Source organism: Streptomyces sp. NPDC001927, assembly GCF_053594455.1.
This window is the reverse complement of sequence record NZ_JBSFEN010000002.1, coordinates 282585-293498: the sequence shown is the minus strand read 5'-3', so window position 1 is coordinate 293498 and position 10914 is coordinate 282585. Positions and strand designations below refer to the sequence as shown.

General features: G+C 72.1%; 8 protein-coding genes. 4 read left to right on the top strand and 4 right to left on the bottom strand.

Going from position 1 to position 10914, the window contains the following annotated elements:
- The first annotated feature begins 98 nt into the window (after nt 1-98).
- Nucleotides 99-1061 (top strand): 2,3-diaminopropionate biosynthesis protein SbnA, encoded by a 963-nt coding sequence (sbnA, locus tag ACWCO8_RS05875; RefSeq protein WP_451031116.1) that lies wholly within the window; start codon nt 99-101, stop codon nt 1059-1061.
- Between the two features lie 201 nt (nt 1062-1262).
- Entirely contained in the window at nt 1263-2465 is a 1203-nt protein-coding gene (gene fabV / locus ACWCO8_RS05870) for an enoyl-[acyl-carrier-protein] reductase FabV (protein WP_451031115.1), read from the top strand.
- Nucleotides 2466-2498: 33 nt separating this feature from the next.
- Here fabV and ACWCO8_RS05865 read toward each other — a convergent pair whose 3' ends face one another.
- Nucleotides 2499-3896 carry a sensor histidine kinase gene (locus ACWCO8_RS05865; RefSeq protein ID WP_451031114.1) on the bottom strand — a complete coding sequence of 466 codons (1398 nt, stop codon included), beginning with the start codon at nt 3894-3896 and terminating at the stop codon, nt 2499-2501.
- On the bottom strand, nt 3893-4573 hold the full coding sequence (locus tag ACWCO8_RS05860) for a response regulator transcription factor (protein ID WP_451031113.1): 681 nt from the start codon (nt 4571-4573) through the stop codon (nt 3893-3895). Before ACWCO8_RS05860 ends, ACWCO8_RS05865 begins: the two co-directional genes overlap by 4 nt.
- Before the next feature lie 73 nt (nt 4574-4646).
- Between ACWCO8_RS05860 and ACWCO8_RS05855 the strand changes: the two genes are divergently transcribed.
- Nucleotides 4647-5843 (top strand): UDP-N-acetylglucosamine--N-acetylmuramyl-(pentapeptide) pyrophosphoryl-undecaprenol N-acetylglucosamine transferase, encoded by a 1197-nt coding sequence (locus ACWCO8_RS05855; RefSeq protein WP_451031112.1) that lies wholly within the window; start codon nt 4647-4649, stop codon nt 5841-5843.
- A complete protein-coding gene (locus tag ACWCO8_RS05850) occupies nt 5840-6874 on the top strand; it encodes an SDR family NAD(P)-dependent oxidoreductase (RefSeq protein ID WP_451031111.1) in 1035 nt (344 codons plus the stop codon). Before ACWCO8_RS05855 ends, ACWCO8_RS05850 begins: the two co-directional genes overlap by 4 nt.
- Nucleotides 6875-6926: 52 nt before the next feature.
- On the opposite strand, the gene ACWCO8_RS05845 is transcribed toward ACWCO8_RS05850, so the two are convergent.
- Together ACWCO8_RS05845 and ACWCO8_RS05840 are read right to left on the bottom strand one after the other, a co-directional pair.
- The gene (locus ACWCO8_RS05845) at nt 6927-8825 is read right to left on the bottom strand and encodes a hypothetical protein (RefSeq protein WP_451031110.1); all 1899 of its coding nucleotides are present in this window, start codon (nt 8823-8825) and stop codon (nt 6927-6929) included.
- Between the two features lie 83 nt (nt 8826-8908).
- Nucleotides 8909-10735 (bottom strand): RICIN domain-containing protein, encoded by a 1827-nt coding sequence (locus ACWCO8_RS05840; RefSeq protein ID WP_451031109.1) that lies wholly within the window; start codon nt 10733-10735, stop codon nt 8909-8911.
- Nucleotides 10736-10914 lie beyond the last annotated feature (179 nt).

The following is a 10914-nucleotide window of genomic DNA, read 5'->3' as shown; positions in this document are numbered from 1 at the left end:
GACGAGCCAGAACGCGAGTCAGAACGCGAGTCGGAACGCGGAGTCAGAACACGCGTCAGAACCGACCGGCCGAAGCGTCGCCCGAGGAGGAGAGCACCGTGCCCGTCATCACCGCCCCCCACGCCTTCAATCAGGACGACCTCTACGTCGACCTGATGCCGACGCTCGGCCGGCCCCTCTTTCTCAAGTGCGAGGGCTTCAACTTCGCGGGCTCCATCAAGCTCAAGGCCGCTGCGGAGATGGTCGAGTCCGCCGAGCGGCGGGGCGTTCTCACCCCCGAGTCCATTCTGGTGGAGTCCTCATCCGGCAACCTCGGCGTGGCACTCAGCGTCATCGCGGCGAGCAAGGGGTACGAGTTCGTCTGCGTCACCGACTCGCGATGCAACCTCACGACCCGGTTGATGATGGAGGCGCTCGGAGCCCGCGTGCACATCGTGTCGGAGGAGAGGGACGGCAGTCTGTTGGGCGGCCGGCTCGCGGCCGTCCGGCGCCTGTGCGCGTCCGATCCGCATTGTGTGTGGCTCAGCCAGTACTCCAATCCCGACAACTGGAAGGCCCACTACCGCCGGACGGCGCCCGCGATCGCCCGTGCCTTTCCCCAGATCGACGTCCTGTTCGTCGGCGTCGGGACCACCGGCACCCTGATGGGCTGCGCGCGCTGGTTCCGCACCTGGAACCGACCCGTGCGCATCGTCGCCGTGGACACCATCGGGTCGGCGATCTTCGGGGACCCGCCAGGTCGCCGGTTGATCCCCGGCCTCGGCATGAGCATGCGCCCGCCTCTGCTCGACCAGCGGTACGTGGACGAGGTGGTCCGGGTCGAGGAGTCCGACACGATCCGCACCTGTCGTGCCATGGCCGCGCGGGGATTCGTCTTCGGTGGGTCCACCGGGACGGTCGTCAGCGGCGCGACCGGCTGGCTCGACGCCCATCAGGCGGAACACCTCACGTGCGTGGCGATCTCGCCGGACCTCGGCGAGCGCTATCTCGACACGATCTACCAGCCGAACTGGGTGCAGGCTCTCTTCGGCGAGGACGCCCTGGACTCAGCCGCTCGCTGACTCAGCCGTGTTGCTGAGGGGAAGAGGCGGAAGCCGTGCCGCTGAGGGAAGTGGTGAAACCCTCCAAGCACGGCCGGTCATCGTTGTGCCGACCAAGATCACTGTCTTCGTCCGCTCGGTCACAGACTTGCGGGAGGCAGCCGCCGAGCCCGAGCGCGGCCGCCGTGACCTTGTCCGTACGACACCTGGGGGAACCACACCGTGAGCGAACGCGTCATTGCAGCCAAGAGCCGGGGCTTCCTGTTCCTCGACTCCCATCCCGGTGGTTGCCGGCAGCTGGTGGACGAGATGTGGCAGGCCGTTCCCGCCCCGGCCCCCGCCGGGAGCGAGGGGCCGGTGGCCCTGGTGATCGGCTCGTCCGCCGGGTACGGGCTGGCCGCTACGATCGCGGGCCTGGCCCGGGTCGGTATCCGCGGCATCGGGGTGTGCTTCGAGAAGGCGCCCGCTCGGCGCACCGGCACGGCCGGCTGGTACCGCACCGACGCCACCGCACGGCTCGCCCGACAGCACGGGCGGGACATGGTCTTCGTCAACGGCGACGCCTTCAGCGACACGGTCAAGGAGCAGGTCGCCGATCTCCTGGCCGAGCGGTTCGGGGGACGCCTCGACTACCTGATCTACTCGGTGGCCGCTCCGCGCCGCACCGACCCGGACACCGGCACCGTGTACGCCTCGGTCCTCAAGCCGGTCGGCTCGCCCCACACCACCAAGACCCTCGTCTTCGACGAGCACGGTGAGCCGGAGGTGAAGGAGGTCACCACCGCGCCGGCCGAGGGCGACGACATCGAGCAGACCGTGGCGGTGATGGGCGGCGCCGACTGGGAACGGTGGATCACCTTCCTCGCCGACCGTTCCCTGCTCGCCGACGGCTTCACCACCGCGGCCCTGTCCTACATCGGCTCGCCGATCACCGCGGCCGTCTACCGGCAGGGCACCATCGGCGCCGCGAAGGCCCATCTCGAAGCCACCGCACGCACGTTGGACGAGCGCCTCGGCAAGACCGTGGGTGGCAGGGCCGTGACCTCGGTCAACGCGGCCGCGGTCACCCAGTCCTCCACCGCCATCCCCGGCATCGCCCTGTACGTCGGACTGCTGCGCGGTGTCCTCGGCGACGGCATGGTGGCCCCGATCGGTCAACTGGTGGAGCTGTGGGACCAGTTGACCGGTGCCCGCCCGCTCGACCTCGACGACGAGGGCCGGGTCCGCCTCGACACCTGGGAACTCGACCCCGCCGTGCAGGACGCCGTCGCCGGACGCTGGACCACCGCGACCAGCGACACCATCGCCGAACTCGCCGATCTGGACTGGTTCAGCGACGAAGTCCGCCGCCTCTACGGCTTCTCCGTGCCCGGCGTCGACTACACAGCCCCCGTGGAAACCGACGTCCCCTGGCCCACCCTCTGAACCCCGCCTCGGAGGGAGCGAGGGCGGCCGCGTTCAGCCGCCCTCGCGGAACGTCAGTCGGAACAGCGCGCCGCCGCCCGGCGCGTTCTCCGCGACCAGTTCCGCTGCGTGGGCCCGTGCGATCTGCCGGGCCATGGCCAGGCCCAGGCCCGACCCCGGCAGGGCGCGGGCCGCGCCCGCGCGGTAGAAGCGGTCGAAGACGTACGGCAGGTCCTCCGCCGCGATCCCCGGGCCGTGGTCCCGTACGGTCAGCTCCGCGCCCGCGCCGAGGCTCACCAGCTCCACCTCCACCGGCAGCCCCTCCCCGCTGAACTTCGCCGCGTTGTCGAGCAGGTTGCCCAGCAGCCGGCTCAGCCGCGCCGGCACCCCCGGCAGGACCACAGGCTCCGTCCGCACGCCGAACGGCACCCCCGGCCAGTGGGCCCGCGCCGCCTCCACGCCGTGCTCCACGAGCGCGTCCAGCCGGACCTGTTCCACCAGCGGGGTCGGCTCCTCGTCCCGCGCGAGCTCGATCAGGTCGTTGACCAGGCCGGTCACCTCCCGCAGCTGCCGCCCGAGCGCGGTCGACGCCCGCGTCCGCTGCTCGGGTGTGAGCCGGTCCGCCCGCGCGAGGAGTTCCGCGTTGGTCCGCAGCGCCGTCAGCGGGGTCCGCAGTTCGTGCGAGGCGTCCGCGACAAGCCGCCGCTGCGCGGTGACGGACTGTTCAAGCTCCCCGAGCATGGTGTTGAAGGTTCCGGCAAGGCGCGTGATCTCGTCCTCCCGCCCGGCGGCTCCCCGAGCCGGAAGCTCGATCCGGTGCCGGGGATCACGGGTCGCCGCGATCCGCTCGGCCGTCGCCGTGAGCCGGGTCACCGGGGCGAGTCCGGTCCGGGACACCCAGTACCCCAGGACGGCCGCCAACAGCACCCCGGCCGCCGCCGTCAGCAGGAGCCACCACGAGGCCTCCTCGATGCCCGCCTCGACGGTGTCGGCGCGCAGCGCCACCTGGAGCGCCCGCCCCTTCGCGTAGTCGGTCGTGAGCATCCGCGCGGGGTGCCCGGCCACCGTGATGTTCGTGTAGTACGGGGCCCGCTCCCCGGCGGCGACCTCCCGCGCGGCCGGCGCCACCGGCAGCTGCCCCGGCGGACGCGGGTCCTGGGCCGGGTCGGCCGACACCACCTCCGCACAGGCCGGGGCGGCCAGGAAGCGGCACTCACCCGCCAGCGTGCCCGGCGGGTGCCCCGGATCGCGCTGCGCCGCGAGCCGCGCGGACTGCGTCAGGCTCAGGTCGAGCTGGTCGTACAGCGCGGACCGTACGACGACGTAAGCGGCCGCGCACACCCCGACCGCCACCAGGGCCACCGCCGCCGTGACCGCCAGCGCGAGCCGGGTCCGCAGCGGCCGCCGCCTGCGCCACACGCCCCCGAGCCGCCGCCGGCCGCCCCCGCTCACAGCGTGTCCAGCCGGTAGCCGACCCCGTGCACGGTGTGGACGAGCCGCGGCTCGCCCTCGGCCTCCAGCTTCCGGCGCAGATAGCCGACGTACACGGCCAGCGAGTTGGAGTCAGGACCGAAGTCGCGCCCCCACACCAGCTCCAGGATCAGCTCGCGCGGCAGCACCTGACCGGGGTGGCGCAGCAGCAGTTCGAGCAGCGCCGCCTCGGTACGGCTGAACTCCATCGGCCGGCGGCCGCGCCGCCCGGTGCGCGTGGCGGGGTCCAGGACGAGGTCGGCGAAGGCCAGGGGGCCGCTGCCCGGCGGCTCGGGCGCGGCCCGCCGCAGCAGGGCCCGGACCCGGGCGACCAGTTCGTCCAACGCGAAGGGTTTGACGAGGTAGTCGTCGGCCCCGGCCTCGAGCCCGTCGACGCGCTCGCTGACGGAGTCGAGCGCCGTCAGGACGAGTACGGGCGTACGGTCGCCCATCGCGCGCAGCTGACGGCACACCCCGAGCCCGTCGAGGACCGGCATCATCACGTCCAGGACGAGCGCGTCCGGCTCCCAGCGCGCCACCTCGCTCAGCGCGGCAAGGCCGTCCGCGGCTCCCCGTACCTCGTACCCCTCGACGGCCAGGCCGTCCTGGACGGCGGCCCTGACCTCGGGCTCGTCGTCGACCACCAGAATGCGTTGCATGGGGCAAAGCCTGCCAAAGGCGTCGGCGCGATCCTCTTAGAACGTTCTTAAGCCGCACCGCGAGTGTGCGTCCATGACCACTCGAACCCCTCGACACGCACCCGCGGCCCTGTCCGTCGTGATCGGTGCGGGCGGCACCGGCGGCCACATCTACCCGGGCCTCGCCCTCGCCGAAGCGCTGCGCGCGGCCGTCCCGGACGCCGTGATCTCGTTCGTCGGTACCGAACGGGGCCTGGAGACCGAGCTGATCCCCGGCGCCGGATACCGCCTGCACACCGTCGATATGATTCCCTTCGACCCGGCGCTCGGCGCGAAGCGGTACCTGCTGCCCGCGGCCCTGCTGCGCTCGGCGCACCAGGCCCGTTCCGTGATCCGGGCGCAGGGCGCGCAGGTCGTCGTCGGCATGGGCGGCTATCCGAGCGCGCCCGCCGTGCTCGGCGCCCGGCTGGCGGGCGTGCCCGCCGTGATCCACGAGTCCAACGCGGTCCCGGGCCGGGCCAACCAGTTCGCGGCCCGGCTCACCGAGCACGTCGCGGTGGCCTTCGACCGCAGCCGCCCCCATCTGGCGGGCGGGGCGCGGGCGCTGACCACGGGGATGCCCATCTCCGCGGCGCTCTCCGGCCTCGCGGGCCTGCCGGGGCCGGAGCGGGCTGCGCTGCGCACCGAGGCCCGGCGGGAGCTGGGGGTCCCCGACGGGAAGCGCCTCGTCGTCTTCAACGGCGGCAGTCTGGGGGCGGTCCGGCTCACCGGGGCCGCGGTCGCCCTGGCAGGGCTCTGGCAGCACCGGGACGACGTCCAGCTGCTGGTCAAGACGGGCCCGGCGGCGCTGCCGGACGCGGCGCGGGACCTCGCGGCGTCCGGCGGGCAGCGGATCGCGCGGGCCGTGGCGTACCTGGACCGGATGGACCTGGTGTACGCCGCCGCCGACCTGGTGGTGTGCCGGGCGGGCTCGGCGACGGTCGCGGAGCTGGCGGCGACCGGGGTCCCGGCCGTGCTCGTCCCCTACCCGTACGCCCCTGGCGACCACCAGACCCACAACGCCCGGGTGCTGTCCGACGCGGGAGCCGGGCTGCTGCTGCCCGACTCCGAGACCACCGCCGAGCGGCTCGCCGGTCTCATCGGCCCGTTGCTGGCCGACCCGGCCCGGCTGGCGTCGATGGCCGGCGCCGCCGACCCCGGCCCGCACGCGCGGGCCGCCGAACTGCTGGCCGCGGAGGTCCTCCGCGTGGCCGGCATCCGCCTTCCCCTTCCCACCTTGGAGCACGCATGAGCACCGACATGACCACGACCATGAACAGGAACATGGCCACGAACTGGTCCGGCCGCACCGTCCTCGTCACCGGGGCCGAGGGCTTCATCGGCTCGACCCTGGTGGACCTGCTGGTGGCGCGGGGCGCCCGGGTACGCGCCTTCGTCCACTACAAGCCGTACGCGGAGAAGGGGCACCTGGCCCGCTACCTGGCCGACCCGGGCGGCCCCGTGGAGATGTGGGCGGGCGACATCCGCGACGCGGGCCGGGTCAGCGACGCGGTCGCCGGCTGCGACACCGTCTTCCACCTGGCGGCCCTGATCGGGATTCCGTACAGCTACGCCTCGCCGGGCGCGTACGTGCAGACGAACGTCACCGGTACGGAGAACATCGCGGAGGCCTGCCGCCGCCACCACGTACGCCGTCTCGTGCACACCTCCACCAGCGAGGTCTACGGCACGGCCCTGACGGCCCCCATCGCGGAGGACCACCCGCTCCAGCCGCAGTCCCCGTACTCCGCGTCGAAGATCGGCGCGGACATGATGGCGCTCTCCTTCCACCACGCCTTCGAGCTGCCGGTGACGGTGGTACGGCCGTTCAACACGTACGGTCCCCGTCAGTCGGCGCGCGCGGTCATCCCCACGATCCTGGCCCAACTCCACTCGGGCTCCCGGGAGATCCGCCTGGGATCGACTACGCCCACCCGGGACTTCACGTACGTGACGGACACGGCCGAGGGCTTCCTCGCGGCGGCGGAGTGCGACCGGGCGCTGGGCGAGGTGGTCAACCTCGGCTCCGGCCAGGAGATATCCATCGGCGACCTGGCGAAGGCCCTGATCACGGCCTCCGGCCGGGAGGCGGACGTGGTGGTGGACCCGTCCCGCCTGCGCCCCTCGGGCAGCGAGGTGCACCGCCTCCTGTCGGACAACTCCCGCGCCCGCGAGTGGGCGGACTGGAAGCCGCAGGTCTCCCTCTCCGAAGGCCTGGCCCGCACGTCGGACTGGGTCGCGGCCAACCTCAACCTCTTCGCCCCGGACCGGTATCAGGTGTAGGGCGGGGCGGCGGCTCGCCGTCGGGCAGGCGCCAGAGCAGGCAGCCCGGCTCTCAGGACCACTCCAGAACGAGGTAGCCGCGGTGGGGCACCTCGTCCTCGATCGTGATGACGTGGTCCTCCCGTACCGCCTCGACCGGCCTGGGGGTGGACAGCGGGGACAGGAGGGTCGCCGTGATGTCGCCCGTCACGTCCTCGATCGTCACGCGTGGACGGGAGGGGTCGGCCGAGCCGTTGGCGACGGCCAGGCGGTGGCGGGGGCCGAGGCGGGCGTACTGGGGGATCAGGTGGGGGCCGCCCGTCACGAAGGGCATGTGGGCGCCCAGGAAGCGCAGGACCCGGTGGGCGAGTCGTCGGCCGTCGTCGCAGCGGCCGAGGGTCTCGGGGCGGCAGGCCGCCATCGTGACCACCCTGCCCCCTAGGGAGTTCGCGTAGGCGACCCGCCCCGCTCCCCAGGGCTCACCGCGCGGGGTGAGGATCTCCGTCCATGTCTCCGCCCCGGGCATGGCGGTCATCCGGACCACCGACGGCTGTACGTTCACGCTGAGGAGCGCTCCGCCGTCCAGGATCCGTTCCATGCTGTACGGGGCGGGCAACGGCGTGTCCCGGGCCACCTCCTCGTGGAGGGTGACGCCCAGCAGCTCACCGAACCCGCGCCGGTCCAGGATCGCCGCGGCCGTTCCGTCCAGCAGGAGCCCGCCGAGCAGCAATTGCTCCACCGAGGCATCGGGCACGCCCCACGCGACCGTGCCGAACAGGGCGTTCACCTCTGCGACGCCCGCCTGGATCGGCACGCCGTACGGGAGGAGATACTCCGAGGCCCTTAGGGGGTCGGACTCCAGTCCCTGCATCGTGCCGTCACCGTGTACGCAAGCGGCTGTGTCCTGCTGCCAGGGAATGCCTATGCCGACCGACCGCGGGCGATCGGTGGCACAGAAGTCCAGCGCCGCCCGGGAGTTCGCGAGCATCCGCCCGATCCGGGGATAGCGCGCCGGATCACCCGTGACGAACGGGAACACGTCGAGAAGCAGGGCGTCCGCCCCGGACAGGGTCGCCGTGACCATCTCCGACCAGGTCTGGGTGTCGGACTTCGTCCACCCGGTGTGGGGCCAGTTCTCGATCTCGGGCGCCACTTCCACCGACGGGGCCCGTAGCCCGTTCTGGAGTTCCAGCATGGCCACCGAGCGGGCCAGGCCGGCGGCGGGGCTGTCGCTGTACGGGGCGAAGTGCGGGCGGTGGGCGCCGATGCGCTCGAAGAGCTGGTTCCAGTCGCGTCCTTCGACCGAGGCTATGCCGAGCCCTGAACTCATCAGGCCGAGCGTGGAACGGCCGGCGATCGCCTCGCGCACGAGATCGACGACCTCGAGCTGCGCCGTCCGCCAGGTCCGCTGGAGCAACGCCCGCCACGGGTGCGGCTCGCCGGGCGCGGTGACGGCGGCGACGAGTTCCTCCCGCGTCACGTCCAGACCGAGCCGAGCCAGCATTTCCGGCTCGAAGCCGCCGCCCCAGGTCAAGGGGGAGTGATTGTGGAAGCGGAAGTCGTCCTCCAGCCACATCACCCGGAACCCGAGCTCGGCGAAGCGTCCGTAGTGGGCGGCGATCCAGGCGCGCCAGACCGGGCAGGCGAAGGAGGCCGCCGCCGTCGAGACCTCGCCGGTGGGGGAGACGAGCGGCGCGAACCCCAGGTCCTGGACGCGGCCCCGATCGGCGTGCCCGGACGTGACCCAGGGGTTCAGGCTGACCCCGATGCCCCGGTCGGCCAGGACCTCCCGTGCCGCGCGCGTGGCGGCGTACCAGCGGTCCTCTTCCACGCCCGCCAGGTGTCCTGCGTACAGCTCCTCCGACCCGATGATCAGTACGACCTCGTCGACGGAGTGCTTCACGCAGAAGTCCGCGAGTGCGGTGGGGTCCTGATCGGGCATCACCTGGTAGCGCAGGTGGTATCGGCTCATGGCGCGGCTCTCCGGTAGTGGCGGTGCGGGAGTCGTGTCGGCCGGACAGCGGCGAGACGGTCCGCCGTCCGGCCGACACGGGTTTACGGTCGGGCAGCCCGGCCCGTCGGCGTGAGCGTCAGGGTCTGCTCGGCAGCCGTCCTCGCGCCGCCGACCTGGCCACCGGTCGTGTCGGTCCAGGCCCGCGTGGGCGTGGTCTCGACGAGTCGGCCTGAGACTCCCGACATGCCGATCACGAGTCCGCTGTAGCGGTTGACCAGGCGGAACGTACCGGTGGACGCGCCGTCGACGGTCTTTCCGGGGATGACGAACCACTGCTGGCCGACGGTCGGGCCGCCGGGCCGTGCCGCGGCCACCGTCGGCTGCGCGCCCCAGGCACGGCCGCTGTCGCGGGTGGAGTCCACACCGAGGAGCTCCCGGCTGCCGGCGTTGGCGATGCGGTACGAACCGTCGCCGTTGGAGGAGAAGATCCACTTGCTGCGGCTTGACCCGTCACCCGTGGGCAACGAGGTGGTCGCCCGGCTCCCGGTGGCCTGGGCGAGGACGCGGCCGTTGCCGCTGGCGATCGTGTAGGCCGACCCCGAGACGACCGGTGCGGCCGGGGCGCTGGTCTCGACGGTGGTGTTGTAGTACTCGCCGTCCGCCCCGTTGGAGCAGAAGAACGAGCAGTAGCTGCGGAAGGTCTTGCCGACGATGGTGGAGCCGGTCTTGTTCACGGAGTCCAGCATCCAGCGGTACCAGGAGCCCGACCGGTAGTCGCCCGAGTCGCCGATCAGCCGCCACTTCTGGGTGGAGAGGTCGTCGGTGACGTAGAAGCGCTGAGCCTCCGAGCCGTCCTGGTGTACGGCCTCGGGCTCACCGAAGTACAGGCCGAGGTGGGCGTTGTAGACCACACTCATGGTCAACAGGTCGGACTTGGCGGGCAGTTCGCCCGCCGCCTGCTGCTCGGCGACGCTGCCTGGGGTGGCCGGGTCGTAGTCCTTCTCGACGGGGGTGTAGCCCGTCGGGTTGTCGGCGTCGACCGGCTCCATGTTGCTCTCCAGACCGCCGACTCCCGGCTGGGACCAGGCGCCGTCGTACCACTTGCGCCAGGAACTCGGGGCCATCTTCGCGGACATGGGGGCGCGGGCCACATGGCCCCGGCTGCCGTCGGTCCAGCCGCCGGGGACGCCGCCCTTCGGGATGGCGCGGGAGTTGTAGTAGACGTAGAAGTAGCCCGATGCGGTGTCCACGAACAGCCGGGCGTCCCCGTTGCCGTAGTGGTACGTGTCGTGGGGGAAGGCCTCGTCGTCCCCTCGCTCGGTGCTGTACGGCGAGGTGAGGACGTGGTCCTTGATGTCCCAGGTCTTCCCCTGGTCCTTGGAGACGGCGTAGTCGATCGCGTCGTAGTGCAGGTTGTCCCCGAAGGGGTCCGGGGTGAACTCGTTGTGGACCAGGCCGTACCAGTCGCCCGAGTCCGGGTCCACCCACACACCCATCAGGTCGCAGTAGTTCCGCTGTGAGTAGTGCGAGCCGGCGGCCGCGTACGTGGACTCCCGGCCGGTGGGGCTGTTGTTGCACCGCCACGTGGTGTCGTCGTTTCGGTCCAGGGCGTTGGCCGGGTTGACCGCCTCGCTCAGCGCGGCGTCGCGCTTGGCGCCGTCGAAGTCCTTGCCCCGGTAGAACGTCCAGGTGCGGGGGTCGTTCTGGGCGTACAGGGCGTGCGCGGACTGGTAGTAGAAGGAGCCGTCCTTGTCGATGTACGTGGCGGCGGGGGTGTCGTCAGGGTGGGTCCACGAGCCCTTGGACCCGATGGTGACCGAGTACGTGGGATCGGCGGCGGAGGCCGGCATGGCCGCCGCCGAGCCGGTCAGCGCCACGGCCGCCGCGACGAGAGCACCGGCGATTCTGATCCTGGAACGAGCCGACAACAGAGACTCCTCTCCGGCTGGACCGCCCGAGAGGGCGCGCCCGCGGGTCCTCGAATTAGTTTGAATAAAATCCGAACTAATAGGGGGTGTCAAGGCTCCGGGAGAGGCTGGGGGAGACCGTCGAGGCTCCGGGAGGCCGATGCCGGAGACTTGCCATCATGAGAGCCGTCCCGCCCGGC

Coding starts and splice junctions, on each gene's coding strand:
- ACWCO8_RS05860 (WP_451031113.1), bottom strand. CDS start 4,573: ATGCAACGCATTCTGGTGGTCGACGACGAGCCCGAGGTCAGGGCCGCC.
- ACWCO8_RS05850 (WP_451031111.1), top strand. CDS start 5,840: ATGAGCACCGACATGACCACGACCATGAACAGGAACATGGCCACGAAC.
- ACWCO8_RS05845 (WP_451031110.1), bottom strand. CDS start 8,825: ATGAGCCGATACCACCTGCGCTACCAGGTGATGCCCGATCAGGACCCC.
- ACWCO8_RS05855 (WP_451031112.1), top strand. CDS start 4,647: ATGACCACTCGAACCCCTCGACACGCACCCGCGGCCCTGTCCGTCGTG.